Source organism: Bacillus sp. jun7 (genome assembly GCF_051034795.1).
In the GTDB taxonomy this organism is placed as follows: Bacteria; Bacillota; Bacilli; order Bacillales; family Bacillaceae; genus Bacillus; species Bacillus velezensis.
The window spans coordinates 1,208,433-1,233,792 of sequence record NZ_CP093219.1 but is presented as its reverse complement, the minus strand read 5'-3'; the positions used below and the strand labels follow the sequence as shown (position 1 = coordinate 1,233,792).

24 protein-coding genes, 3 pseudogenes and 1 other annotated feature are annotated in these 25,360 nt (G+C 45.0%); of the genes and pseudogenes, 19 read left to right on the top strand and 8 right to left on the bottom strand.

Annotated features, from left to right (window positions below; all coding sequences use genetic code 11):
* Positions 1-31 precede the first annotated feature (31 nt).
* From MJQ52_RS05485 to MJQ52_RS05470, 4 genes are all read left to right on the top strand, one after another.
* Positions 32-1,660, top strand: coding sequence for a peptide-binding protein (locus tag MJQ52_RS05485; RefSeq protein WP_024085120.1), 1,629 nt, complete (start codon positions 32-34; stop codon positions 1,658-1,660).
* 66 nt (positions 1,661-1,726) lie between these two features.
* A complete protein-coding gene (locus tag MJQ52_RS05480) occupies positions 1,727-2,677 on the top strand; it encodes an ABC transporter permease (protein WP_003155051.1) in 951 nt (316 codons plus the stop codon).
* A 21-nt stretch (positions 2,678-2,698) separates the two neighbouring features.
* The gene (opp4C, locus tag MJQ52_RS05475; RefSeq protein WP_070081623.1) at positions 2,699-3,613 is read left to right on the top strand and encodes an oligopeptide ABC transporter permease; all 915 of its coding nucleotides are present in this window, start codon (positions 2,699-2,701) and stop codon (positions 3,611-3,613) included.
* Between the two features lie 145 nt (positions 3,614-3,758).
* The gene (locus MJQ52_RS05470; protein WP_014304784.1) at positions 3,759-4,511 is read left to right on the top strand and encodes a YjbA family protein; all 753 of its coding nucleotides are present in this window, start codon (positions 3,759-3,761) and stop codon (positions 4,509-4,511) included.
* Positions 4,512-4,543: 32 nt separating this feature from the next.
* Here the strand turns inward: MJQ52_RS05470 and trpS are convergent, their stop codons facing one another.
* Positions 4,544-5,536, bottom strand: coding sequence for a tryptophan--tRNA ligase (gene trpS / locus MJQ52_RS05465; RefSeq protein WP_014304785.1), 993 nt, complete (start codon positions 5,534-5,536; stop codon positions 4,544-4,546).
* A gap of 55 nt (positions 5,537-5,591) precedes the next feature.
* Positions 5,592-5,803: a binding site (T-box leader), on the bottom strand.
* Between the two features lie 476 nt (positions 5,804-6,279).
* Between trpS and MJQ52_RS05460 the strand changes: the two are divergent.
* The 6 genes and pseudogenes from MJQ52_RS05460 to spx form a co-directional block, all read left to right on the top strand.
* Positions 6,280-7,344, top strand: a pseudogene (locus tag MJQ52_RS05460) (peptide ABC transporter substrate-binding protein); the annotation flags it as partial.
* A 1-nt stretch (position 7,345) separates the two neighbouring features.
* Positions 7,346-7,813: pseudogene (locus MJQ52_RS05455) on the top strand (oligopeptide/dipeptide ABC transporter ATP-binding protein); the annotation flags it as partial.
* Entirely contained in the window at positions 7,806-8,723 is a 918-nt protein-coding gene (gene oppF, locus MJQ52_RS05450) for an oligopeptide ABC transporter ATP-binding protein OppF (RefSeq protein WP_070081625.1), read from the top strand. The pseudogene MJQ52_RS05455 and the gene oppF, both read left to right, overlap by 8 nt.
* Positions 8,724-8,829: 106 nt before the next feature.
* Positions 8,830-10,017, top strand: a complete 1,188-nt coding sequence (locus MJQ52_RS05445) for a putative glycoside hydrolase (protein WP_173612644.1) — start codon at positions 8,830-8,832, stop codon at positions 10,015-10,017.
* A gap of 117 nt (positions 10,018-10,134) precedes the next feature.
* The gene (locus MJQ52_RS05440; protein WP_003155035.1) at positions 10,135-10,713 is read left to right on the top strand and encodes a GNAT family N-acetyltransferase; all 579 of its coding nucleotides are present in this window, start codon (positions 10,135-10,137) and stop codon (positions 10,711-10,713) included.
* 178 nt (positions 10,714-10,891) lie between these two features.
* Positions 10,892-11,287, top strand: coding sequence for a transcriptional regulator Spx (gene spx / locus MJQ52_RS05435; RefSeq protein ID WP_003155034.1), 396 nt, complete (start codon positions 10,892-10,894; stop codon positions 11,285-11,287).
* 57 nt (positions 11,288-11,344) lie between these two features.
* Here the strand turns inward: spx and MJQ52_RS05430 are convergent, their stop codons facing one another.
* A complete protein-coding gene (locus tag MJQ52_RS05430; RefSeq protein WP_003155033.1) occupies positions 11,345-12,001 on the bottom strand; it encodes a TerC family protein in 657 nt (218 codons plus the stop codon).
* A 182-nt stretch (positions 12,002-12,183) separates the two neighbouring features.
* On the opposite strand from MJQ52_RS05430, the pseudogene MJQ52_RS05425 reads away from it, so the two are divergent.
* The 4 genes and pseudogenes from MJQ52_RS05425 to pepF form a co-directional block, all read left to right on the top strand.
* A pseudogene (locus tag MJQ52_RS05425) lies at positions 12,184-12,294 on the top strand (adaptor protein MecA); the annotation flags it as partial.
* Positions 12,277-12,933: an adaptor protein MecA gene (gene mecA, locus MJQ52_RS05420; RefSeq protein ID WP_003155032.1), complete on the top strand. Its 657-nt coding sequence runs from the start codon at positions 12,277-12,279 to the stop codon at positions 12,931-12,933. The pseudogene MJQ52_RS05425 and the gene mecA, both read left to right, overlap by 18 nt.
* A gap of 150 nt (positions 12,934-13,083) precedes the next feature.
* Complete coding sequence (locus MJQ52_RS05415; protein ID WP_094247076.1) at positions 13,084-14,244, top strand: competence protein CoiA family protein; 1,161 nt, start codon at positions 13,084-13,086, stop codon at positions 14,242-14,244.
* A gap of 227 nt (positions 14,245-14,471) precedes the next feature.
* Entirely contained in the window at positions 14,472-16,301 is a 1,830-nt protein-coding gene (pepF, locus tag MJQ52_RS05410) for an oligoendopeptidase F (RefSeq protein WP_003155028.1), read from the top strand.
* 37 nt (positions 16,302-16,338) lie between these two features.
* Here the strand turns inward: pepF and MJQ52_RS05405 are convergent, their stop codons facing one another.
* The 5 genes from MJQ52_RS05405 to MJQ52_RS05385 form a co-directional block, all read right to left on the bottom strand.
* Positions 16,339-16,506, bottom strand: a complete 168-nt coding sequence (locus MJQ52_RS05405) for a hypothetical protein (protein ID WP_003155026.1) — start codon at positions 16,504-16,506, stop codon at positions 16,339-16,341.
* Between the two features lie 285 nt (positions 16,507-16,791).
* Positions 16,792-17,694 carry a protease adaptor protein SpxH gene (gene spxH, locus MJQ52_RS05400; protein ID WP_024085126.1) on the bottom strand — a complete coding sequence of 301 codons (903 nt, stop codon included), beginning with the start codon at positions 17,692-17,694 and terminating at the stop codon, positions 16,792-16,794.
* Positions 17,691-18,089 carry a thiol management oxidoreductase gene (locus MJQ52_RS05395; RefSeq protein WP_003155023.1) on the bottom strand — a complete coding sequence of 133 codons (399 nt, stop codon included), beginning with the start codon at positions 18,087-18,089 and terminating at the stop codon, positions 17,691-17,693. Before MJQ52_RS05395 ends, spxH begins: the two co-directional genes overlap by 4 nt.
* A 228-nt stretch (positions 18,090-18,317) precedes the next feature.
* On the bottom strand, positions 18,318-19,004 hold the full coding sequence (locus tag MJQ52_RS05390; protein ID WP_003155022.1) for a lytic transglycosylase domain-containing protein: 687 nt from the start codon (positions 19,002-19,004) through the stop codon (positions 18,318-18,320).
* Positions 19,005-19,008: 4 nt separating this feature from the next.
* Complete coding sequence (locus MJQ52_RS05385) at positions 19,009-19,584, bottom strand: CYTH domain-containing protein (RefSeq protein ID WP_003155021.1); 576 nt, start codon at positions 19,582-19,584, stop codon at positions 19,009-19,011.
* A gap of 124 nt (positions 19,585-19,708) precedes the next feature.
* Between MJQ52_RS05385 and MJQ52_RS05380 the strand changes: the two genes are divergently transcribed.
* The 4 genes from MJQ52_RS05380 to MJQ52_RS05365 are packed head-to-tail and all read left to right on the top strand — an operon-like array spanning position 19,709 to position 22,463.
* Positions 19,709-20,074, top strand: a complete 366-nt coding sequence (locus tag MJQ52_RS05380) for a hypothetical protein (protein WP_003155020.1) — start codon at positions 19,709-19,711, stop codon at positions 20,072-20,074.
* A gap of 27 nt (positions 20,075-20,101) precedes the next feature.
* On the top strand, positions 20,102-20,737 hold the full coding sequence (gene yjbM, locus MJQ52_RS05375; protein WP_003155019.1) for a GTP diphosphokinase: 636 nt from the start codon (positions 20,102-20,104) through the stop codon (positions 20,735-20,737).
* A gap of 17 nt (positions 20,738-20,754) precedes the next feature.
* Positions 20,755-21,555, top strand: a complete 801-nt coding sequence (locus tag MJQ52_RS05370) for an NAD kinase (protein ID WP_003155018.1) — start codon at positions 20,755-20,757, stop codon at positions 21,553-21,555.
* Positions 21,556-21,569: 14 nt separating this feature from the next.
* Positions 21,570-22,463 (top strand): RluA family pseudouridine synthase, encoded by an 894-nt coding sequence (locus MJQ52_RS05365; RefSeq protein ID WP_070081631.1) that lies wholly within the window; start codon positions 21,570-21,572, stop codon positions 22,461-22,463.
* Positions 22,464-22,495: 32 nt separating this feature from the next.
* Here the strand turns inward: MJQ52_RS05365 and prpE are convergent, their stop codons facing one another.
* A complete protein-coding gene (gene prpE, locus MJQ52_RS05360) occupies positions 22,496-23,245 on the bottom strand; it encodes a bis(5'-nucleosyl)-tetraphosphatase PrpE (RefSeq protein ID WP_265210071.1) in 750 nt (249 codons plus the stop codon).
* 227 nt (positions 23,246-23,472) lie between these two features.
* Here prpE and MJQ52_RS05355 point away from each other — a divergent pair, with 227 nt between their 5' ends.
* Positions 23,473-25,317 carry a monovalent cation:proton antiporter family protein gene (locus MJQ52_RS05355; RefSeq protein ID WP_265210072.1) on the top strand — a complete coding sequence of 615 codons (1,845 nt, stop codon included), beginning with the start codon at positions 23,473-23,475 and terminating at the stop codon, positions 25,315-25,317.
* Positions 25,318-25,360: the final 43 nt, after the last annotated feature.

Here is a 25,360-nt window from a genome sequence, read left to right as displayed (position 1 = left end):
GCTGCATATATATCACAAAGGGGGAATTGATATGAAATTACGTAAAAGCGCACTGATGATGCTAAGTGTTTTTATGGCGCTCGCCATCTTCCTGTCAGCCTGCTCCGGCTCAAAATCCACAAGCACCGAATCCAAACCGGCAGGAAAACCGCAAAAAGGCGGAGATTTGGTTGTCGGGTCAACCGGGGAACCCACACTTTTTAATCCACTTTATTCTACCGATGTTGCAAGTTCTGATATTGAAGGAATGCTTTACAGCACATTATTAAAAACGGATGAAAAATTAAACGTCAAGCCGTCGCTGGCTGAAAAAGTAACAGAAGCTGACGGGGGATTAACGTATGATGTAAAACTGAAAAAAGGCGTTAAATTCCATGATGGAAAAGAGCTGACGGCCGATGATGTTGTTTTCACTTACAGCATCCCTCTTAACAAGGATTACAACGGTGAGCGTGGCTCGGGTTTTGAGTCCCTTAAATCCGTAACGAAAAAAGGAAAATATGAAATTCAGTTTAAAATGAAGAAAAAAGATGCCTATTTCTATAATGTCGTTCTCGACAGTTACGGCATTTTACCAAAACATATATTGGGTAAGGTGCCGGTTGCAGATCTGGGAGAGAATGAATTTAACCGTAAAAATCCAATCGGCTCCGGTCCGTTTAAGTTTGTTGAGTGGAAAAAAGGCGAGTATGTCAAACTGGAAGCAAATGATGATTACTTTGGCGGCAGACCTTACCTTGATACAGTGACAGTCAAAACAATTCCTGATTCTAACGCGGCCGTGGCCCAGTTAAAAGCGGGAGATATTGATTTCTTCGCTGTTCCGGGCACAGATTTTGATACGGTTAAAACGTTTGGAAACGTGAAGGTCAAATCTGATCTTGGCTTAAACTACAGCTATATCGGCTGGAATGAGAAAAAAGAGCTTTTTAAGGACAAAAAAGTGCGTCAGGCATTGACTTACGCTCTTGACAGGCAGGCAATGGTGGATCAAGTGCTGAACGGAGACGGTAAGGTAGCGGATGTTCCTGAGAGTCCGCTGTCATGGAATTATCCGAAGTCTAAAGTGCCGACATTTGATTATAACCCGAAAAAAGCAAAGCAGCTGCTAAAAGAAGCCGGATGGGAAGACCATGACGGTGACGGCTACCTTGATAAAGACGGAAAAAAATTCTCATTTGAAATTAAAACGAATCAAGGCAATAAAATTCGTGAAGATTTAGCTGTTGTCGTTCAGCAGCAATTAAAAGAAGTGGGAATCGAGGCTAAACCGCGAATTGTTGAATTCAGTGCGTTAATCGAACAGACAAGTGCCCCTAATTGGGATTATGACGCTCTTCTTCTCGGATGGAGTCTTGCAACGTTCCCGGATCAATTCTCTATCTTCCATTCAAGCCAATCGAAAAACGGGCTGAATAATATCTGGTATAAAAACCCGAAAGTCGATAAGCTGCTTGAAGAAGCGAAGACAATTACAGACAGAAAAGAATACCAAAAGAAGTATGAAGAGATATACAAATTGATTGCTGAAGATCAGCCGTACAGCTTCTTATTCTATTACAATTACCACAGAGCGATGCCGAATAATTTACAAGGCTATGTATTCCACCCTAAAAATGACTTGTACAATATTGAAAAATGGTGGCTGGATCAAAAATAGCAAAAGCCCTGGAGAGGGAAGGAGGTTCCTTTCCTCTCTTATCCTATTTAAAAAGGGGACAAGAATATGGTTACATATATTTTACGGCGAACATTAATGTCCTTGCCGATTCTCTTAGGCATTACAATTTTGTCGTTTGCCATCATGAAAGCAGCGCCGGGAGACCCGATGTCACTTATGATGGACCCTACAATCAGTCAAGCGGACAGGGCGAAATTCATTGAAAAATACGGGTTGAATGATCCGGAACCTGTTCAATATGTGAAATGGCTGGGGAATATGCTGCAAGGGGATTTTGGGACTTCTATCGTCAAGAAAGGCACTCCGGTTTCTGAACTTATCTTATCCCGCTTACCGAATACGATTGTGCTTATGCTTTTCTCAACCCTTGTCGCTCTTCTGATTTCTATTCCATTTGGTGTTCTGTCAGCGAAACGTCCTTATTCAAAATTGGATTACGGGATAACTGTTACTTCATTTTTAGGGCTTGCCATTCCGAATTTTTGGTTCGGTTTGATTTTAATCATGGTTTTATCTGTAAATCTGGGGTGGTTTCCCACTGGCGGAGTAAGCACTTTGAATGCTGACTTTAACATATTTGACCGATTGCATCACTTGATTCTGCCTGCTTTTGTGCTCGCCACGGCAGACATGGCAGGGATAACGAGATACACAAGATCCAGTATGCTTGATGTGTTAAAACAGGATTATATAAGAACGGCGCGTGCGAAAGGATTCCGAGATAATAAAGTGATTTTTAAACACGGTTTGAGAAACGGACTTCTTCCTGTCATCACTATTTTTGGTTTGATGATACCGTCATTTATCGGGGGAGCGGTAGTGGTAGAACAGATTTTTACTTGGCCGGGTCTCGGCAAATTGTTTATTGATTCAGCCTTTTCACGGGATTATCCGGTTATCATGGCCATGACGGTCATTTCAGCTGTTTTGGTTGTAGTGGGGAATTTAATTGCGGACATCTTATATGCGCTGGTTGATCCCCGCATTGAATATTAACAAAGAGAGGTGAGAGGTCAAATGTTACAGCCAAATACCGGCACACCCCCCAGCGATGTGAAATTAAAGGAAAATATTCAATCTAAACCGGAAACCATGACGAAGATTTTTTTCGAAAAGTTCTTTCAAAATAAACTAGCTGTAATCGGAGCCGTTATATTAACCATCATTATCTTGTCAGCTTTATTCGCTTCGGTAATCGCTCCTTACTCTCCGGAGAGTCAATCTCTCATCAATCGTTTGAAGCCGCCGAGCTTAAAACATCTAATGGGAACTGATAAATTCGGAAGAGACATCTTTACGAGGGTTCTGTACGGGGCGCGCGTCTCCTTGCTTGTCGGATTCGCTTCTGTGATCGGCGCGATTACAATCGGGACAGTTGTCGGAGCCGTTGCCGGATATTTTAAAGGGTTTGTCGATGCCGTTCTCATGAGAACCGTTGATATCGTATTATCCATACCTGATATATTTTTGCTAATTACACTTGTTACGATTTTTCAGCCCGGAATGGATAAATTAATTTTAATTTTCTCCCTTACAGGCTGGACAACAACGGCACGCCTTGTCCGAGGAGAGTTTTTATCGCTTCGTTCCAGAGAGTTTGTATTAGCTGCAAAGACGATCGGTACAAAAAACCATCACATCATCTTTTCTCATATACTGCCGAATGCGCTCGGACCGATTATCGTCTCAGCCACATTAAAGGTGGGAACGGTTATTTTGGCGGAATCTACATTAAGTTATCTCGGTTTCGGGATTCAGCCGCCGATCGCAAGCTGGGGCAATATGCTTCAGGATGCACAGAACTTTACGCTTATGATACAGGCTTGGTGGTACCCGTTATTCCCGGGTTTGTTGATCCTTCTTACCGTATTGTGCTTCAACTTTGTCGGAGACGGGCTGCGTGATGCGCTTGATCCGAAAAATGTGAAATGATCTCCCGGACGAACGGGAGATTTTTTGTTGCAATGCATTCGGAAATCCAGCTCCGTAAAACGGAAATCTCATATTGAAATGGAATAATTTATCTATCCCTTGCCTATACTGTGGACAACAGTTTTTATAAAGTGAGGGGTCGAATATGTTATTTCTTCATGATGTATGGGTTAATTGGTTTGAAGGGGAAGAAAACGGCTACAATGTATGCCATTTTCACGAATGGCGGAAGGAAGACACGGTTGAGCTTTTGGATCAGACGCCGCTGCTCAGAGTGCCGTCAGTATTATTTCATTACATAGAAAACGACTTATCAGAGCTTCCGAAAGAGCTGCTTGACCAAGTCCACCAGAAGTCATACGTGCGAAAAAATCATGAGCGGACAAAGCTGGAGTACTGTTTTGTCGTGACAGACGGGATCGGCATCATTGCCGTGGATACGATCGGGTATACCATTCCGGTCAGAAAGAGCCGCCTGATTCCGAGACAGGAGCAGCTTGTTTATGAAATGGTAAAGGATGTAGAACCGGAATCGTTTCAATTTGAGCCGTCGCAATTGGAGTCTTCAAAGGAATATCACATTTTGTCATTGGCGCCGGAGCATGTCAGAGGTCTGACGAGAAAAGAGCGGCAGATCAAGCAGCTGATGTTTATGGCGCTCGACCAGCTGAAAGGGCTGAAAAACCGTGCGGAAATTGTGTATTGGTACACGGAATGGAATCCGCATATGTATGAGCAGATCAAACGGATGAGTTTTGAAGAGATCTGGGACATGCTTTACAATGAAACAATTGAAGGCTGGTCGGATAAACATCTTGCGTTCTGTGAAAATTTGATTAAAGGGCAGCCGTTTTTCGAAAAGCTTTGGGAAATGGAACAGGAATCAAAAGTGAACTAAAAAAAGAGGCGGGGATTCTCCCGCCTCTTTTTTTATCTTCTTTTCCGTCCGAGACCCATGGCGTTTTCCATTTTCTTCACCATTTTGCCGGCCGTTTTGTTTGCGCGCGCCGCTCCTTCGTCGAGAATGCGGTCAAGCTCGTCGCTCTCAATTAATTCACGGTAGCGCTCTTGGATCGGTGTCAATGCGCCGATAACGACTTCGGCTAAATCGCTTTTGAATTCACCGTACCCTTTGCCTTCATATTTAGCTTCTAATTCTTCAATTGATGTGTTTCCTAAAATAGAATAGATCGTCAAAAGATTAGAAACGCCCGGTTTGTTTTCTTTATCATACTTTACAATGCCTTCAGAATCAGTCACGGCGCTCTTGATTTTCTTCTCGAGCTGCTTCGGCTCATCAAGCAGCGTGATGAATGCCTTTTGGTTCGGATCTGATTTGCTCATTTTTTTGAGCGGATCAGCCAGTGACATGATGCGCGCGCCTGATTCAGGAATTTTCACCTCAGGAATCGTGAAGATGTCATTGTATTTTTTATTAAAGCGTTCCGCCAGGTTGCGGGTCAGTTCAAGATGCTGTTTTTGGTCTTCTCCGACCGGAACAAGGTCCGTTCCGTACAGTAAAATATCGCCGGCCATCAGCGGCGGATAGGTTAACAGTCCGGACACGACGGCTTCTTTGCCCTTTGACTTATCCTTAAATTGCGTCATCCGCTCAAGCTCGCCGATATATGCGACGCATTGGAGCATCCACCCCGCCTGGGCATGAGCGGGAACTTCCGACTGGATAAAGAGGGTCGCTTTCTCGGGATCAAGTCCGACGGCCAGGTAAAGAGCCGCGAGATTGCGGATGTTCTTCCGCAGTTCAAGCCGATCCTGCGGAACCGTAATCGCATGCTGATCGACAATACAGAAGTAGCCGTTGTAGTCATGCTGCAAATCAACAAATTGCTTCATTGCGCCGATGTAGTTGCCGAGGGTAACGGAACCGCTCGGCTGAATGCCTGAAAAAATCGTTTTCTTCATAGTTCTTACCTCATTTCTTAAAACATAATAAAAAAAGCCCATTCTTCCCGTAGAAAAAAGGGACGAATGAACCGTGGTGCCACCCTGATTATTCCATTACAATGGAATCGCTCGAGACGTTGGTAACGGAGGCTGCTCCGGCTGGGCCTACTAACGTTCGGTCAGCTGCTCAGAAGTCCATTCCACATCGCCCGTTACCTGCTCCCAGCACCGCAGACTCTCTTCAAACGGATGAAAATGTGTACTACTCTTCATCATCGCAATCACAACAAATGTATTTGATTGATCTATTATAAATCAATTATAGCCAAATGTCATCAGAGGAATACAAGCTTATTTCCAGTTTGCTTTAGGGGTGGAAATCCTCAAAAAGAACTGAAAATGCTTAAATGATAACGTATATCAACATTTCGTATAACGAATATTATATGTAAAAAGCAAGATGAACTGGAAATTACATTAAAAAAATTTAGTTAGGTCATGCTTTAAACTATAGAAGTGTATCACCTTTTTGACAGAAAAACTGACCAAATTTAAATATTTTAAATTGAGAAAATAGTATTGCAATAAATTATTCATTTCATTATAATGAACTTGTTCACTCTATTGTTACAGCTTCTTTACATAAAATAATCAGAAAAGACGGAACACAATTAAAGTTTAGAAAAATATTAAGTTATTTTGTCTGATATTTCTGAGTATTTAGTAGTAAAGGCTGAAAAATTTGATTAGGGGGTTAGTGCATGAAAAAGCGTTGGTCTATTGTAGGTTTGATGCTTATCTTCTCGCTTGTATTAAGTGCGTGCGGCGGATTCAGCGGCGGATCAGGCGGCGGTAAAAAAGACACCAAAGGACAGACTTCACTTAATATCAATATTAAAACCGAGCCGTTCTCACTGCATCCGGGTTTAGCGAATGATTCCGTGTCAGGAGGCGTAATCCGACAGACTTTTGAAGGATTGACACGCGTAAACTCCAAAGGTGAGCCTGAAGAAGGAATGGCATCTAAAATTGAAACAAGCAAAGACGGAAAGACCTATACATTTACGATTCGTGACGGTGCGAAATGGTCTAACGGCGACCCGGTGACGGCGCAGGATTTTGAATATGCATGGAAATGGGCGCTTGACCCGAACAACGAATCACAATACGCTTATCAGCTCTACTACATCAAAGGCGCTGAAGCTGCCAATACAGGAAAAGGCAAGATTGATGATGTAGGCGTAAAAGCCGTAAATGACAAAACATTAAAGGTTGAACTGAATAACCCGACACCTTATTTCACGCAATTAACTTCATTCTATACGTATATGCCGATCAACAAGAAAATCGCGGAAAAACATAAAAACTGGAATACAAATGCGGGCGAAAATTATGTGTCAAACGGCCCGTTCAAAATGACGGCCTGGAAACACAGCGGTTCCATCACGCTCGAAAAGAACGATCAATATTGGGATAAAGACGCTGTGAAATTGAAGAAAATCAATATGGTGATGATTAACAATAACAACACCGAACTGAAAAAATTCCAGGCCGGTGAGCTTGACTGGGCAGGAATGCCGCTCGGCCAGCTTCCGACTGAATCTCTGCCGACATTGAAAAAAGACGGATCTCTTCACGTTGAACCGATCGCAGGCGTGTATTGGTACAAATTCAACACAGAAGAGAAACCGCTGAACAATGTCAACATCCGTAAAGCCCTTGCTTATGCGATCGACCGCTCGTCCATCGTGAAAAATGTAACGCAGGGCGAACAAATCCCGGCCATGGCTGCGGTGCCGCCGTCAATGAAGGGATTCAAGGATAACACAAATTGATACGTCTATCATTTTTATCACGCATGATCTCGGCGTTGTCGCCAATGTCGCCGACCGGGTCGCCGTCATGTACGCGGGTCAGGTCGTCGAATCGGGCACGGTGGATGAAATCTTTTATGATCCGCGCCATCCGTATACGTGGGGGCTGCTTGCTTCAATGCCCAGTCTGGACAGCACCGATCAGGAAAAACTGACGGCCATCCCGGGCACGCCGCCTGATCTGACGAATCCTCCGAAAGGGGATGCATTTGCGCTCCGCAGTTCATATGCGATGAAAATTGACTTTGAACAGGAACCGCCGATGTATAAAGTGTCTGATACGCATTTTGTGAAATCGTGGCTTCTGCATCCTGATGCGCCTAAGGTCGAGCTGCCTGAAGCGGTGAAGGCTAAAATCCGTCAGCTTCCGAATACGTATCAACATCCTGTTTTAATGAAGGAAGGTGAAAAAAATGACTGAGAAACTTCTCGAAATCAAACACTTAAAACAGCATTTTTTCACGCAGAAAGGAACGGTAAAAGCCGTAGATGATTTGTCATTTGATATTTATAAAGGTGAAACGCTCGGCCTTGTCGGAGAATCGGGCTGCGGTAAATCAACGACGGGCCGCAGTATTATCCGGCTGTATGAGGCAACCGGAGGGGAAGTTCTCTTTAACGGGGAAAATGTCCATGGGAAAAAATCCCGCAAGAAGCTGCTGGAGTTTAACCGGAAAATGCAGATGATTTTCCAGGATCCGTACGCATCTTTAAATCCGAGAATGACAGTCGCCGACATTATTGCCGAGGGAATAGATATTCACCGCCTGGCAAAAACGAAAAAAGAGCGGATGCAGCGGGTTCACGAACTGCTGGAAACGGTCGGTTTAAATAAAGAGCACGCCAACCGCTACCCGCATGAATTTTCGGGCGGACAGCGGCAGCGTATCGGAATCGCCAGAGCGCTGGCGGTTGATCCGGAGTTTATCATCGCGGATGAACCGATTTCGGCGCTTGATGTCTCTATTCAGGCGCAAGTCGTCAATTTAATGAAAGAATTGCAGAAAGAAAAAGGGCTCACTTACCTGTTTATCGCCCATGATTTATCAATGGTTAAATACATCAGCGACCGCATCGGCGTCATGTATTTCGGAAAATTGGTGGAGCTTGCGCCGGCGGATGAGCTTTACGAAAACCCGCTTCACCCATATACGAAATCATTACTGTCCGCTATCCCGCTTCCTGATCCGGACTATGAAAGAAATCGCGTGCGAAAGAAATACGATCCGGCAGTTCATCAGCTCCAAGAAGGAGAAAAAATGGAATTTAGAGAAGTGAAACCGGGACATTTTGTCATGTGCACAGAAGCTGAATTTAAAACCTATCTATAAACGTATCATCCTCCAAGACTCAGTCTTGGAGGATTTTTTTGCGCACATTCAAGTTTATTAAGCCTGCTCCCGTTTTTCTATAATGGAAAAAAAGGGGGAGATCAGTATGAAAACCATTTTGTGCGCCATTTGTGCGGGACTGTTTATCAGTGCAGCCGCTTATCCGGCCCGCGCCGCTGTGAAAGAGGAGCAGCCGCTTGTAAAAATAGCGCTGGCTGAAAAAGAACTGCCGAAATCAAATGCACGGTTCGCTTATCCGTCAGGGCTGCATTTTTCACATCCTGATAAGGTGCGGGGCATTTACGTCACAGGACATTCAGCGGGAGGAAGCAAATTCGGGGAGCTGACAGACTTTGTGGACAAAACGGAGCTCAATACAATGGTGATTGATGTCAAGGACGACAACGGAAACCTCACCTTTAAGCCGGACGGCCATTCTGAGTATGCCAAAATCGCCAAGCCGTACATCAAAGACCCAAAAAAGATGATGAAAAAGCTGGAGGAAAAAAAGATTTATCCGATCGCGCGTATTGTCGTATTTAAAGACAGCGAACTCGCGAACAAAAAGCCCGAGTGGTCCTTTAAAGAAAAAAACGGAAGTGTCTGGAAAAACGGCCGCGGAGAATCGTTCGTCAATCCGTTTATGAAAGAAGTATGGGATTACAATGTAAAGATTGCAAAACAAGCCGTAAAGATGGGGTTTCAAGAAATTCAGTTTGATTATGTCCGTTTTCCTGAAGGATTTGAAAAACGTGATGACGAACTGACATACGGACACGGCGATTACGGGAAAACAGCAGACAGCAATGTGCAAAAACGCGTTCACGCCGTCACCGATTTTGTCGGTTATGCGAAGAAAAAACTCAAGCCGTACGGCGCGGATGTGTCGGTTGATATTTTCGGCTATTCAGCCACGCTGCCGGAAGCGCCTGGTATCGGCCAGAATTTCAGCAAAATTTCAGACCAGGTCGATGTCATTTCATCCATGATTTATCCGAGCCATTGGACAAGCTATTTCGGCATTGATAAACCGGATCTTGAGCCTTACAATGTCGTCAAAGAATATGCGAAGGTGGAAAATAAAAAGCTGTCTAAGCTGAAACACCGGCCTGTATCGCGTCCGTGGCTTCAGGATTTCACGGCATCATATCTCGGCAGCGGAAATTATCAAAAGTACGGGAAACGCCAGGTGGAAGACCAGGTTAAAGCGCTGCATGATGAAGGAATTGACGAATTTTTATTGTGGGACGCGGCAAACCGTTATACCAAAAACGCCGATTACACACCATTTTAAAAAAATTGAAACCATGTTAAGGGATCACACGTCTTAATAGATGTAAGATTGTTTAAACAATCGGAAATGGGGTATATCTAAAAGTGTGAAGACAACGAACCCATAAGGAGCAAATGAATGAACTGGTACGAAAAGCTGAGTGAATATTTTCCGATTGAAGAAATGAAATCAAAAGCGCATATGGAAGCTCTGTTAAAGGAGCAAAGCGATGTTTATCATAAAGAAGAGGGGCAGTACCACGTGCTGATGTATGCGGAATTTGACTCTTTCATCTTTATTGATTACCTGTTTGTGTCAAAGAAATCCAGAGGACAAGGCCTCGGAAGCAAGCTGATCGGCAGACTGAAAAAGAAGAACAAGCCGATTCTGCTTGAGGTGGAGCCTGTTGACGAGGATGACACGGATACACAGAAACGCTTGCGTTTTTATCAAAGAGAGCATTTCAAGCACGCGCAGTCAATCGGGTATCGGCGCCGGTCATTGGCTACGAATGAAGTGAACAAAATGGAGATTCTGTACTGGTCACCTAAGACGGAATCAGAAGAAGAAATATTTGAAGCGATGAAACAGACATATGAAAACATTCACACTTATAAAGATGAAAAATGGTACGGAGAATCATACGAAAAAACGGATGAAGTTCTCAAAGTCATTGATGAGAAAAAACAAAAAAACATTTTCGATCAGCTGAGCTAATTGAGAATGGGGAAAAATCCGCCATCCGTAAATTTGCCGGATTGACACATTTTTTTCTCAGGAGACTGTTCACACTTACTTTTTTATAGTATAATACCTATAAAGATTCCTTTTTTAAAGTCATTTCAATTTGAGAATACAAACATGTTCATCCTACTAATTAGAGGAGTGAAGATTAATGGTTACATTATACACATCACCTAGCTGTACGTCATGCAGAAAAGCAAGAGCTTGGCTTGAAGAGCACGAGATTCCGTTTGTAGAAAGAAACATTTTCTCCGAGCCGTTATCAATTGATGAGATCAAGCAGATTCTGCGTATGACTGAAGACGGTACGGATGAAATTATCTCTACCCGTTCTAAAGTATTCCAGAAACTGAACGTAAATGTTGAATCTATGCCGCTTCAAGACTTATATACTTTGATCAATGAGCATCCGGGACTGCTCCGCCGTCCGATCATCATTGATGAAAAACGTCTGCAAGTCGGCTATAACGAAGATGAAATCAGACGATTCCTGCCAAGAAAAGTGCGTTCTTTCCAATTAAGAGAAGCACAGCGTCTTGCTAACTGATATAAGCTTACGATAAGCATGGAAAAAGCCCAAAACCATCGCGGTTTGGGCTTTTTGTTATTTTTCAGTCTGCTGGTAAATCATACTGGCGAGGATAACAAAAACGACGGTCAAAATCGGCAGCATCATCTGTATCATGCCGTGTTCTGCCATGAAAAATGACAGCTTGCTGTCTCCGGCAATCATTTCACCGCCGGTAAATGCGAGAAGGCCGCTCCCGGCATACATCAATAAAGGCATTTTTTCCATGGCGGCATGAACGAGCTTACTGCCCCAAATAATAATCGGCACCGAGATGAAGAGACCGATCACTACAAGTGTCAGCTCACCGTGAGAAGCGCCGGCTACTGCGATGACATTGTCAAGCGACATAAAGATATCAGCCAGAACGATTGTGCGGATGGCTTTCCAAAGAGAAGAACTGCTTTTCACATGCTGCGCATCTTTCTTCTCAATCAGAAGCTGATAGCCGAGATACAATAAAAATACCCCGCCTGCGCATTGTAAAAAAGGAACATTCAATAAATAGACCGCAGCGCTCGTCAGAACGATTCTCAAGACGACTGCGATAAATGTTCCGAAGATGATCGCTTGCTGTCTTTGTTTATGGGCCAGATTCCGGCTGGCCATCGCGATGACGACGGCATTGTCACCGCCGAGAATAAGGTCAATCCCGATAATAAGCAGAAGGGACAGCAGGTAATCGTGCGGCATGGTAACACCTCGCTTATAGATCGATTGCTTGTACAGCTAATATATGAAGCAGTGCGCTATTTATGATGGGAACCGGGAGAAAGCCTGTTTTTCAGTGTGAAAATGCTTTTTTATTTCTTTTATAACTGTTTTATCATAAAATAGAAATATAAAGAATTTGCGCTGTCTTCTATAAGGTTAAGATGTGGACGGAATGGGTAAAGTGTAGTAAAGTACTATTCATCGGGAGCTTAGATGTCCCTTCAACATCTTATAAAGAAGGGAAGGTTGGCAAAATGGAAATAGAAAGAATTAATGAGCATACTGTAAAATTTTATATGTCTTATGGTGATATTGAAGATCGCGGTTTTGACAGAGAAGAAATCTGGTACAATCGCGAGCGCAGTGAAGAACTGTTCTGGGAAGTCATGGATGAAGTGCATGATGAAGAGGAATTCGCTGTCGAGGGTCCTCTTTGGATTCAGGTTCAGGCATTGGACAAAGGACTGGAAATAATCGTAACAAAAGCCCAGCTTTCCAAGGACGGACAAAAACTCGAACTGCCGATCCCGGAAGATAAAAAACAAGAGCCGGCAGATGAAAATCTCGATGCTTTACTTGATGATTTCCAGAAAGAAGAGCAGGCCGAGAGCCGGGAAGATAAGGAGCAAAAGCTTCAGTTCACTTTGCGGTTCGATGATTTTGAGGATCTCATCTCGCTATCAAAATTGAATCTTAACGGAATCAAAACGACCTTGTATTCGTTTGAAGACCGATATTATTTATATGCAGATTTTTATGAGCAAACTGATGAAGAGGTTGAAAATCAGCTAAGCATCCTGTTGGAGTACGCGCACGAATCATCAGTCAGCATTCACCGTCTTGAAGAATACGGCAAATTGGTGATCGCTGATCATGCGTTATATACAATAAAAAAACACTTTGCATCATAACAAACCGATTTCTCTCAGCAGAAATCGGTTTTTTTTGTTCTGAATGACAGGATGAACGGCTGAAAACCGTATAACGGCTCTCATCCGCAAACAGGATTATGCCTTCTTCCTGCTGAATACAACAAGATTCAGGAAAGGAGAAGATGCAACATGTTCAGTGCTGTGACTGCCGACGGACGGCTCATTCAGCTGGCCGGAAGCTATTCAAAGGAAAAAGCGGCCGAGCTGAGAAAGAAACGCTGGTTCTGCCCCGTTTGCAAAAGTGAGCTTGATATCAAACTGGGACGGGAGAAACTGCCGCACTTCGCTCATAAAAAAAGCAGGCTGTGTCCCGGGGAATCCGAACCTGAAAGCGAATACCATCTGGAAGGAAAAAGACAGCTTTTTCTCTGGCTGAAGACACAAGGGTGCAGTGTCAGCCTGGAACCGTATCTGACTTCCGCTGGACAGCGGCCTGACTTGACGGCAGAAAGCGGAGAAGAAAGGCTGGCTTTTGAATTTCAATGTGCGAACCTTTCGGCGGACTCTTTAAAGAGCCGGACGGCAGGCCTGAAAAACGCCGGGTACCGGCCGGTCTGGATCATCGGGGCAAAACGGTTAAAACGGATGGCCGCGCAATTTTTCCGGCTTTCTGCTTTTCACTGGCAGTTCTTTGAAGTCAATTCATTTTCCTCCTTAATGTTTTACTGCCCCGACGCCCGCTCCTTTTACAGGCTGCATTCCATCACTCCGTTTTACACCGGCTATTCTTATGCCGGCTTAACCACAATCCCTCTTCACAAAGCAAACCTGAAAGACATTTGTCATCCGGAAGGGCGGCACAGCGTCAGACTTCCCTCGTGGGGGCGTGCCGTTGCCGGCTTCCGCAGCAAAAGCGGGCGGTTTTTATCAGAAGATGCCGGTCTTATCCGGCGTCTTTTTTACGAAAGACATCAGGTTGCATTTCCATTTCTCCCCTCTGAAGTGTTTATTCCCGTTTCAGCGGGCTTTGTGTTTGCAAGTCCCGTTTTTGTGTGGCAGGGCCATTTATACTTGCGGCTTGCGGAACTTTTTGAAAAAGGCGCTCCGATCCGATTATCCGGCATGGTTCATGATTTACGGCAAAAAATCAGGCATAAGGAGATCCGGATGCGGTATGGTTCACAAGACAGCCTTATCGGAATGGCGGTAAAACAATATGCTGATTTCTTATGCTTGCAGGATTTTTTAAGGGAAATTGAGAATGAAGTATATATGCCCTCATCTCAGCAGAAGCGCCCTCAAACGGCAGAAGAGCTGCGCCGGCGGGACCTGCTCTTTTTTGGGGAATGAGAATGCTTCATTTCGTTCACCCTAACGTCAAGGTGGTGGCGAATGTGAGGGGCGTACAAGCATTTTGTTTTCGTTTTTTCACTGTATTATTGGTATGCTCGGTCTTATATGCCGCATATGATTTGACAAAAGGCAGTGAAAAGCCGGAAGATAATCACAACACAAGTTTTTGGAGAAACAATCGTTTTTTCAATTGGCTTGAAGTAAAGAAAACGAGGGGGATCACCATGACTGAGGAAAATAAAGCAGCACAGCTGCCTGACAGAAGTGAAGTAAAGGCAGAGCATACATGGAGACTAGAGGATATTTTTCCTAGTGATGAGGCCTGGAATAAAGAATTTCAAGCAGTTAAAGAATTAATTCCGAATTTATCTTCTTTTAAAGGCACGCTTGCTCATTCGGCTGATAATTTATACGCGGCGCTTACGGCACAGGATGAAGTGACGAACCGCCTTGGGAAACTTTATGCATACGCACATATGCGCTCAGACCAGGATACGGGAAATTCTTTCTACCAAGGGCTGAACGACAAAGCCGCAAGCCTGTATTCTCAGGCTGCCAGCGCGACTGCTTACATTGAACCGGAAATTCTGGCGATTCAGGAGGACAAGCTGCACCAGTTTATTCTGGAAAAAGAGGAGCTTAAGCTTTACTCCCATGCAATTGAGGAAATTACAAAACAGCGTCCGCACGTGCTGAGCGAACAAGAAGAGGCCCTGCTTGCGGAAGCCTCAGAAGCGCTGTCGTCACCTTCCAATACATTCAGCGTTTTAAATAACGCAGATATTACGTTTCCGTCGATTAAGGATGAAAACGGCAAGGAAACTCAAATCACACACGGCAACTTTATTAATTTCCTGGAAAGCAGCAATCGTGAAGTCCGCAAAAACGCATTTGAAGCCGTATATAAAACATACGGACAGTATAAAAACACGATGGCGACTACACTCAGCGGCACTGTGAAAAAAGATAATTTTTACGCCCGTGTGAAAAAATATAAATCAGCACGGGAAGCGGCTTTATCCAATAACAGCATTCCTGAAGAGGTTTACGATAACCTTATCAAAACGATCAATAAACATCTTCCGTTATTACACCGTTACATTGACCTGCGGAAAAAGGTGCTCGGCCTTGATGAAGTCCATATTTATGACCTGTACACACCGCTTGTAAAAGATTCGGGAATGAAGGTCACATATGAGGAAGCGAAAGATTATATGCTCAAAGGACTTGCTCCGCTGGGCGAGGAATACGCGTCTATTTTAAAAGAAGGACTTGAAAACCGCTGGGTCGATGTATACGAAAACAAAGGAAAACGCAGCGGTGCTTATTCGTCCGGTACATACGGCACGAATCCGTACATCTTGATGAACTGGCATGACAATGTCAATAATCTGTTTACGCTCGTTCACGAGTTCGGCCATTCCGTGCACAGCTACTATACGAGAAAATATCAGCCGTATCCGTACGGTAACTACAGCATTTTTGTCGCTGAAGTCGCTTCTACGACTAATGAAGCGCTGCTCGGTGAATATATGCTGAACAGCTTAAAGGATGAAAAACAGCGTCTGTACCTGCTCAACCACATGCTTGAAGGGTTCAGAGGCACAGTGTTCAGACAGACGATGTTCGCTGAATTTGAGCATCTGATTCATACGAAAGCGCAGGAAGGCGAGCCGCTAACGCCTGAACTGCTGAACGAACTTTATTATGATCTGAATAAAAAGTATTTCGGTGACAACATGGTGATTGATAAAGAAATCAGTCTGGAATGGTCAAGAATTCCGCATTTCTATTACAATTATTATGTGTATCAATATGCGACAGGCTACAGTGCGGCCCAAGCGTTGAGCAGCCAGATCTTAAAAGAAGGCAAGCCTGCGGTGGAGCGCTATACCGAATTCTTAAAAGCGGGAAGCTCGGAATATCCGATCGACATACTGAAAAAAGCGGGAGTCGATATGACATCGCCTGAACCGATCGAGGCGGCCTGCAAAATGTTTGAAGAGAAACTGAATGAAATGGAAGAGCTTCTTTCGAAAGTGAACCCTTCGTAATTCAAAAAAGCCTGTGCATTAAATGCGCAGGCTTTTTCTAAAACCCCTTAAACGTTTTTCGGTGATTCAGCCGGTACAGGGCAAACAATATGGACAGAAACAGCAGTGGAGATGTAATGTAAATCGGCAGCATGTGCATCATGGCCAGCAGGTTTAAAAAGAAGAAAAACACAATCATTCCGATGATCAATACGGTGCGGAGCATTGATTTCCCTCCTTGTTTATGATTGATATATTCTATGAAAACAAGCAGTCAGTTATGTTTTGTGACAAAAATATGAACATTAATCTTATGGCTTGTCAAAACTCGACAAGATTTGATATGATAAGGATGTGAAATTGATCACAAACAAACATTACCCCTTTGTTTGACCGTGAAAAATTTCTCCCATCCCCTTTGTTGTCGTTAAGACATATGAAACCGCGCTTATCCCGGCGCGGTTTCTTTATTTGCACAAAAAAAGCCGGCTCCGTAAGGAATCAGCTTTTTTTAATGGTCACAACAGGTGACATCCTCCTGGGTTCCGGCCAGAGATTTCCAAAACAGACCGTGCTTTGCTTCCACTCTGGCGACCTTTTTGGCGAATGCCAGTTTTTTCATTTCTTTTTCAACTTCTTCTAGACTCAAATCATAAACGAGTGCGATTTCTTTCGATGCGACAAACCGGAAATATTCAATGAAACATTCCAAAGGCGGCGTTTCAGAAGGCTTCGGTTCATCCCCGAGCATTTCGAATAAGATCTCTTCGTATACGTCATAAGAATAGTTGCCGGGAACCTTCAGCCCTTCATCATCATGCAGGCTGTTAAAGAACGTCAATGTCGGGTTGACGGTGACGTCCATTTCCGCCGCGATTTTCATATCGCACTGAAGCGCTTTTACCGCGCTTTGCGAATGGAGGTCGCGCTTGAATTCTTCAACATCCAATTTCGTCTTTTCAGCAATTTCTAAAAGAACGTCTTCATCCGTAATATTCTGCTTGGAGACAAACAGGCTTTCCTGCATGCTGCGGAGAAACAGAATGCCCGCTTTTCTTCCCTGCAGTTCGGCCGCTTTTAAAGCGAGTGCGGCAAGGTAGGGCGATGCAAGAGGCTGATCCTGCTCAAGCCAAAGGCTTCCGTCACAGGGCATCCCGGAACGGTTCGCAATTTTTTCCCAAGCTTCGGCAAGAAGGTGTTTTTTCCGCTTTTGCTTATTCAGCGATGTAATGCTCGCGGAAACAATGATCCGCAGGGTGAAAAAACGTCCGTATTTGATTTTTAATTTTTTTATGGCGGGCTCCAGCGACCAGCATTCAGGACATAAAGGGTCGACAAACATGTAAATTTCGAGCGGTTTTTTTGGATGTCCGTGGCAATGGGCGAAGTATTGCTCATGCTGATAATTCGTCAATATGATCGATCCTCCGCTTCTGACTGGTTTACCATATGCCTGGCCGTCAGTTCCAGACGCCCGTACAGAAATTCACGAATATCGCCCTCCAGCCCGACCTGATCCATCGCTTTGCTCATACAGCTTAGCCACGCATCAGCCCTCTCATCCGTAATCGGAAAGGGGAGATGCCTTGCCCTGAGCATGGGATGTCCGTGCTCTTCAGTATAAAGAGGAGGTCCGCCCAAATACTGGGTTAAAAATTGCTTTTGTTTTCTGGCCGTTTCAGTCAAATCACTTGGAAATATCGGCTTCAGCAAGGGATGAGACGAGACACGCTCATAAAAAGTATCAACAAGTTGCGATAGAAGTTCCTCTCCAATCGCTTCATATGGTGCGTTAAACGATTGTCCCATGTTGACTACTCCTTTATATGGCTAATAGGAATCATAATTCCCATTGCGAATTTATCTTTCAGTTTTACTATCTTCAGTTACTGTATATTTTAGCAATAACATTTTATTTCTACAAACAAAGTGCCTTTCTGTCAGGCGCTTGTATTTCATATCATATCACATCGCCTTCATTCATGTGTAAGATTTCACTCCGCAAAAAAACCAGAGGGCGAAGGAAGCCTCTCTGGTTTACGCGTAATACTGCCGGGTTATGTTTTTGACATATTGCTGTGTTTCCTTAAACGGCGGGATGCCTCCGTACCGATCTACGTTGCCGGGGCCTGCGTTGTAGGCGGCTAACGCGAGAGATACATTTCCGTCGTATTTCGTGAGCATCTGCTTTAAGTACTTTGTGCCGCCCTCAGCGTTCTGGACGGGATCAAGCGGGTTTGACACCCCGAGTGATTCTGCCGTGGAAGGCATGAGCTGCATCAGTCCCATTGCCCCCGCACCGCTGACAGCTTTCGGATTAAAGCCTGATTCCTGTTTAATAACCGCGCGGATCAGCTTTTCGTCCACTCCGTATTTTTCGGCTGCTTTCTGAATGGCGCTGTCTATTGAAAAGTTTCCGGTGCTGATGTCAGAAGCCGCATTCGGAGACTTTATGCTCGGGGAAACGGTCTGTGAAGCTGCCGCGGAACCGGATGAAACCGGAATTCTCGGTGAATATGAAGCGTGAGCGGTCCGCACACCGTTTAAAATCCCTGATTCCGGCTGCTGCCGGACGGCTGTGTCCGTATACTGGCTGAGCAGCGCGCTGAAATTGGCAAGCGGGCTTTCTGAAGATTGTCCGCCTGAATCCGTGCTTGTATGAGAGATTGATTGCAGCGCCATTGACTGCAGCTGGAGAAGGGCCGCCCAATTCGTTATATTCACTGTGTCATTCCACCTTTTTTTGTTTCTGTTCATAAAAACGCTGGATTTTATTTTTCGTGATCCGCTCTGGGATGCCGAATTGCTTGAGCAATTGTTCAAACGCCCGTTTTCCTTCATCCCAGTCAGCAGCCTCGAATTCCAATTCAAAGTCTTCTTTCTCTAAATATCGGCTGTGATCTAAAATGATTAAGCCTTTTTCTGATTCTTTTTCCGCGCGTGCGGTCGACAGCGTTCCGAAGCAGCAAATGTGTTCTGAACGGATTCCTAGACCGTCCAGCTGCCGTTTGACGGGGCCATCCGGAATCTTGAAGACGTCAAGATCCGGTGCCGCCGCAAGCTGTTGGTGCGTTTCCAGCAGACCGACCGCGGCAGGTTCTTTTAAAGTCAGAACGAACGAGCCGTCTTTTTCTCGGATGCGGAGTGCTGATTTTTTTTGTTTCAGGGAAAAATCTTTCGTGTCGAAATAATGATTGACCTGCTGTTTAAAATCATGTTTTTTCATGCAGAGTGCTTCACTCAGCTTCAAAAATTCTGATTTTGTCAGCAGGTTTTTGAATTCAATTTCTATTTCTTGGGTCATGACAGTCTTCCTTTCAGGACGAAAAATTGTATAATTCCCATTATCTCTTTAGAGGTTACGTTTATCAATATCGACCTTGATATGATAAAATAAATGCTGTACTTTGTTAAAAAAGGAGAACATTATGCAAAAGAGAATTGAAATCCAGAATGCATCATTAACAGAAGACGCGCTCCGCTTGAAGTGCGGAGAAGACTTAAGCGGAGCGGAACGCAAAGCCTCAGGTCAAATGCTTGTTGATTCCGATCACTTTGCTTTTGTATACATACTTGAATCAGCTGACTCTTTTGAATATGTCATTATAAAAGAACATATCTGGCCGGATCTGAAAGAAGCCTTAGACCAAAGAAAACCGGCGGTCCTTGAGGCCGGCGGAAAAACGGTTGAACTTTCAGGGCTGCATGAAGAACTCGATTATCTTCTTGAAAATATTAAAGATAATGCAAACTACGGAGATATGGAAGAAAAAGTGAAAAGCGTATTTCTTTAGAACAGGTTCGGAATTGGGGGATGTACGATGGATGACAAACAATGGGAGCAATTTCTAGCGCCATACCGCCAGGCTGTTGAAGAATTAAAGGTGAAGCTGAAAGGCGTCAGAACCCTTTATGAGTATGAAGATGACCACTCACCGATTGAGTTTGTGACAGGCCGCGTGAAGCCGGTGGCGAGCATACTTGAAAAAGCGAGACGAAAAAGCATACCGCTTCATCAGATTGAAACGATGCAGGATATCGCGGGGCTGCGTATTATGTGCCAATTTGTCGATGATATCCAGATCGTCAAAAATATGCTGTTTGCCAGAAAAGATTTTACCGTTGTCGATAAGCGGGATTACATAGCAGAGCATAAGGAAAGCGGATATCGGTCTTACCACCTTGTCGTTTTATATCCTTTACAAACAACGTCCGGAGAAAAGCACGTTCTTGTGGAAATACAGATTCGGACGCTTGCCATGAACTTTTGGGCAACCATTGAGCATTCACTGAATTACAAATACAGCGGGAACATTCCCGAAAAAGTGAAGCTGAGGCTGCAGCGGGCCTCAGAAGCCGCATCCCGGCTCGATGAAGAAATGTCAGAAATCCGCGGAGAAATCCAGGAAGCCCAAGCCGCGTTCTCGCGAAAGAAAAAAGCGGGAGACCGCCAGTAGGAAAGGAGGGGAATGGCATGAAATTTGCCGTTTCTTCAAAAGGAGACGAGGTTTCAGATACACTGAAAAGCAAAATACAGGCGTATTTACTCGATTTTGATATGACCTTGGATGAAAAAGAGCCGGAAATCGTTATTTCCGTCGGCGGTGACGGAACGCTTCTTTACGCATTTCACAGGTACAGCGACCGTCTTGATAAAACGGCTTTTGTCGGAGTTCACACGGGGCATTTGGGTTTTTATGCCGATTGGGTTCCGCAGGAGATAGAAAAGCTCGTTCTGGCCATTGCCAAAACGCCGTATCATACCGTGGAGTATCCCCTTCTTGAGGTGATTGTCACTTATCATGATGAAGAGCGTGAGGAGCGGTATCTGGCTTTGAACGAATGTACAATCAAAAGCATAGAAGGCAGTCTCGTCGCGGACGTGGAAATTAAAGGCCAGCTGTTTGAAACGTTCAGGGGAGACGGTTTATGTCTGTCCACGCCTTCCGGAAGCACGGCTTATAATAAGGCGTTAGGCGGCGCGATCATCCACCCTTCCATCAGGGCGATTCAGCTTGCCGAAATGGCATCTATCAACAACAGAGTGTTCAGGACTGTCGGTTCGCCGCTTTTGCTTCCCGATCATCATAACTGTGTCATCAAACCGAGAAACGACGTCGACTTTCAAGTCACAATTGATCATTTAACCTTGCTGCATAAGGATGTCAAGTCCATTCTATGCCGTGTGGCAAATGAAAAAGTCAGATTTGCAAGATTCCGCCCTTTTCCGTTTTGGAAAAGGGTGCAGGATTCCTTTATCGGAAAAGGCGAATAGAAAGAGGAAACGGATTGGACAACTTTTTTATCCAAAAGAACATGACTGCCCGGGAAGCCGGCATGACGGTAAAAGAATATACGGCGCAGCTCGGCATTTCAAAGCGGCTTCTCGCTGACATTAAATTCGGCGGGGGAGACCTGCTTGTGAACGGAGAGCATGTAACCGTCCGCACCGTGTTAGCGGAGGGAGACGTGCTTAAGATTGAATTTCCGAAGGAGCATGTGAGTGAAACGCTTTTGCCTGAGCCGGTTCCGCTTGATATTCTTTATGAAGATGACCATGTGCTTGTGGTCAATAAACAGCCGTATGTCTCCTCAATTCCATCAAGAGAACACCCGTCGGAAAGCATCGCTAACGGAGTGATCAGCCACTACCGAAAAAGCGGCGTGCCATCAACGGTTCATCTTGTCACCCGCCTTGACAGGGATACATCGGGGGCGATGCTCATTGCCAAACATCGGCTTTCCCATTCTCTTTTGTCGGCAGCGCAGAAAAAGGGGCTTGTCAGCAGGCGGTATCTCGCTGTCGTACACGGGATCATGCTGCAGAAGGAAGGAACGGTGGACGCGCCCATTGGAAGAAAACACGACAGTATTATTGAGCGGATGGTAACGCCGGATGGACAACGAGCGGTGACGCATTTTCAAACGGAAAAAGCGGGACATGCGTTTACGCTTGCAGCCCTGCGGCTGGAAACGGGGCGGACGCATCAAATCCGGGTGCACATGAGCTACCTCGGCCATCCGTTAGTCGGTGATACACTGTACGGCGGAAAAAATGAGGGAATTGCCCGGCAGGCTCTTCACAGTGAGCGGCTTTCATTCGTACACCCCATGACCGGAGAAACGCTCGTTTTTCACGCCCCGGTGCCTGACGATATGAAAACATTAATTGAACATATGTAAAGCCCGAACCGTTTATCGGTTTCGGGCCTTTTTCATGCCTGCCTGCCGTGATCCTCGCGAAATCGTGAAGCATCATAGGGCATTGAGCTTTCCACAGAGACGGTTTCATGCTCCGGAAAACGAAAGCCTGTCAGCTGATTGCCGAAGACGCAGCCTGTATCAATGTTGATCGTATGGTTGACGATCCGGGGGCGTTTTACCGGGGTATGGCCGTACACAACCCACGCTTTACCTTCATAGTCGGCAGCCCAGTCTCTTCTGACGGGTCTGCCGTCGGGATGCGTTTCACCCGTAATATCGCCGTACAGAACAAATTCTTTTACCTTACGCGAGTATTTACCGATATCGTCAGCTTTTATGCCGGCGTGAGCGACAACGAGATCGCCATTATGTAAAATATCATAAAGCGGCGCTGACTCATATAATCGGATAAATTGTCTGGAGACTTCCGTTCTGTCGGCGGGAGACAGCTCTTTCAGTTCGGCTGCCGTCGTTTCCAGTCCGTGCATCACTTTTACGGGGTTTCCTTTTAAGTAACGATACAGTTTGTTGCAATGATTTCCCGGGACATAACGGACGGTTCCTTTTTCATATGCTTTTGCCACAAAACGCATCACTTCTACGGATTTTGGGCCTCTGTCCGTTAAATCCCCTGCAAAGACAAGCGTCCTGCCTTCAGAATGGACGGGCGTTCCGTCTTTCACTTCATATCCGAGCTTTTGCATTAAGGCGATCATTTCGTCATAACATCCGTGTATATCGCTGATGATGTCATAAGCCATTCGTGTCAGCCTCCTTATTAACGGTTTTTTATTTATTATGGGGCTAATTCCTATACCTAATTACGCTGTTTTGGTACAAATTAAAAAAAGAATTGAAGAAATAAAGCCTTATCACTTTTTTTTCGCGTTCAGCCTTGTTAGAATATGCGTTATGTTTTTAAAAAAAGTAAGGTTTCGTCCGCTTAAAGCGGGCTTTTATAACCCTTGTTTTAAGGAGGTATTTACAAATGGAACACACATCAGTCGCATCTTTAGTCGTCGTTCTGATCGTCGCTTTTTTGACGCCGCTCCTTTTACATCGGTTTAAGCTCAGCATCCCCGTCGTCGTCGCGGAGATCATCATGGGGCTTATTATCGGAAAAAGCGGCCTGAATCTTGTCGTTCAGGGAGATACATGGCTGGAGACGCTGTCTGTTCTAGGCTTTATCTTTTTAATGTTTTTAAGCGGCTTGGAAATTGATTTTTCTTCATTTGAGAAAGGGAAGAAAAAACAATTCCTTCCGAACGGCAAGGAAGCGCCCAACACGTTTTCTGCCGCACTGATTATCTTTTTCGGCATCTTTATTTTATCATTGCTGCTGTCCTATGCCTTTGTATTAGCCGGTTTTATACAAAACGCATTTTTAATGACGCTTATTATTTCGACGATATCACTCGGTGTGGTGGTCCCGACTTTAAAGGAAGAACGGATCATGAACTCCAATATCGGCCAGATCATCCTGCTTGTCGCCGTTATCGCGGACTTGGCTACGATGATTCTGCTCGCTTTCTTCTCTTCTCTTTACGGAGAAGACAGCGGAAATATGTGGCTTCTGTTGATTCTCTTTGCCGCGGGGGTCGTGCTGTATTTCTTCGGCAGGATCTTTAAACACCGTTCATTTGTGCAGTCGATGTCTAAAGGCACCGTGCAGATCGGCACGAGAGCCATTTTCACACTGATTATCGTGCTTGTCGCTTTATCGGAATCTCTCGGGGCGGAAAATATTCTCGGCGCGTTTTTGGCAGGCGTTCTGGTATCGCTTCTGTCTCCGAATAAAGAAATGGTGGAACAGCTGGATTCCTTCGGCTACGGGTTTTTAATTCCGATCTTTTTCGTCATGGTCGGGGTGAAATTGGACATTTGGACGCTTTTCCAAGATCCGAAAACATTAACGATGATTCCGCTGCTTCTGCTTGCGCTGTTTATCAGCAAAATGTTCCCGGTGTTTTATTTAAAGAAATGGTACGACAAAAGAACCGTGTTTGCTTCGGGCTTTTTGCTGACGTCCACGCTGTCGCTTGTTATCGCGGCGGCTACGATCGGAGAAAGGCTCCACATTATCAGCGCCAATATGTCCGGCGCGCTGACTTTAGTTGCGGTTATTGCCAGCATCATCACGCCGATCGGCTTTAAGAAATTATTCAAACGGCAAAGCGCGCCGCAGGAAAAAAAGCGGATCACATTTATCGGTGCCAACCAAATGACGCTCCCGGTTACGCTGGAATTGCCAGAGGAGGAATATGAAGTACGGGTCGTCCATGTGTATCAGGAAAATGCCGGGGAAACGCTTGCGGAATCCGTTTTTTCGGTTGACACGATTTCTGATTACGAGCCCAGCACGCTTGAGTCGCACGGTATTTTTAAAACGGATATTCTTGTCGTGGCGACGGGAAATGAAGATGTGAACGCTGAAATCGCCTTACTAGCGAAAGAGAAAGGGACTGAGCGTATCATCGCAAGCGTCGGCTCGGTTGAGCATGAAACAAAACTGAAAGAAGAAGGCATCAGTATTTTTTCTATCCTTCTGTCTACAAAAACGCTGCTGCGCGCGTTAATTGAGGCGCCGGGCGTGATGAGCCTCCTGACGAATGAGGAGTCTTCGTTATATCAGATCAATCTGGAAAACCCGGCGTATAACGGCATCATTCTGCGGGAATTTCCGCTGATGGGCGATGTGATTTTCGTCCGGATTTTCAGAGGTGTGGACAGCATCGTTCCGCACGGAGACACGCGGCTGAAAACAGGAGACCGTCTCATCGTCACGGGCTCGCGCAACTACGTGTCGGAACTGAGAAAAATCCTTGAAGCTTGACCAAATTGCAATTCGTGATAATATAGAAGGCATAACAAATAAA

Bases quoted from the DNA above. Each gene is read 5' to 3' on its own strand.
- MJQ52_RS05485 (WP_024085120.1), top strand. From the start codon at position 32: ATGAAATTACGTAAAAGCGCACTGATGATGCTAAGTGTTTTTATGGCG.
- MJQ52_RS05480 (WP_003155051.1), top strand. From the start codon at position 1,727: ATGGTTACATATATTTTACGGCGAACATTAATGTCCTTGCCGATTCTC.
- opp4C (WP_070081623.1), top strand. From the start codon at position 2,699: ATGTTACAGCCAAATACCGGCACACCCCCCAGCGATGTGAAATTAAAG.
- MJQ52_RS05470 (WP_014304784.1), top strand. From the start codon at position 3,759: ATGTTATTTCTTCATGATGTATGGGTTAATTGGTTTGAAGGGGAAGAA.
- trpS (WP_014304785.1), bottom strand. From the start codon at position 5,536: ATGAAGAAAACGATTTTTTCAGGCATTCAGCCGAGCGGTTCCGTTACC.
- oppF (WP_070081625.1), top strand. From the start codon at position 7,806: ATGACTGAGAAACTTCTCGAAATCAAACACTTAAAACAGCATTTTTTC.
- MJQ52_RS05445 (WP_173612644.1), top strand. From the start codon at position 8,830: ATGAAAACCATTTTGTGCGCCATTTGTGCGGGACTGTTTATCAGTGCA.
- MJQ52_RS05440 (WP_003155035.1), top strand. From the start codon at position 10,135: ATGAACTGGTACGAAAAGCTGAGTGAATATTTTCCGATTGAAGAAATG.
- spx (WP_003155034.1), top strand. From the start codon at position 10,892: ATGGTTACATTATACACATCACCTAGCTGTACGTCATGCAGAAAAGCA.
- MJQ52_RS05430 (WP_003155033.1), bottom strand. From the start codon at position 12,001: ATGCCGCACGATTACCTGCTGTCCCTTCTGCTTATTATCGGGATTGAC.
- mecA (WP_003155032.1), top strand. From the start codon at position 12,277: ATGGAAATAGAAAGAATTAATGAGCATACTGTAAAATTTTATATGTCT.
- MJQ52_RS05415 (WP_094247076.1), top strand. From the start codon at position 13,084: ATGTTCAGTGCTGTGACTGCCGACGGACGGCTCATTCAGCTGGCCGGA.
- pepF (WP_003155028.1), top strand. From the start codon at position 14,472: ATGACTGAGGAAAATAAAGCAGCACAGCTGCCTGACAGAAGTGAAGTA.
- MJQ52_RS05405 (WP_003155026.1), bottom strand. From the start codon at position 16,506: ATGCTCCGCACCGTATTGATCATCGGAATGATTGTGTTTTTCTTCTTT.
- MJQ52_RS05395 (WP_003155023.1), bottom strand. From the start codon at position 18,089: ATGGGACAATCGTTTAACGCACCATATGAAGCGATTGGAGAGGAACTT.
- MJQ52_RS05385 (WP_003155021.1), bottom strand. From the start codon at position 19,584: ATGACCCAAGAAATAGAAATTGAATTCAAAAACCTGCTGACAAAATCA.
- MJQ52_RS05380 (WP_003155020.1), top strand. From the start codon at position 19,709: ATGCAAAAGAGAATTGAAATCCAGAATGCATCATTAACAGAAGACGCG.
- yjbM (WP_003155019.1), top strand. From the start codon at position 20,102: ATGGATGACAAACAATGGGAGCAATTTCTAGCGCCATACCGCCAGGCT.
- MJQ52_RS05370 (WP_003155018.1), top strand. From the start codon at position 20,755: ATGAAATTTGCCGTTTCTTCAAAAGGAGACGAGGTTTCAGATACACTG.
- prpE (WP_265210071.1), bottom strand. From the start codon at position 23,245: ATGGCTTATGACATCATCAGCGATATACACGGATGTTATGACGAAATG.
- MJQ52_RS05355 (WP_265210072.1), top strand. From the start codon at position 23,473: ATGGAACACACATCAGTCGCATCTTTAGTCGTCGTTCTGATCGTCGCT.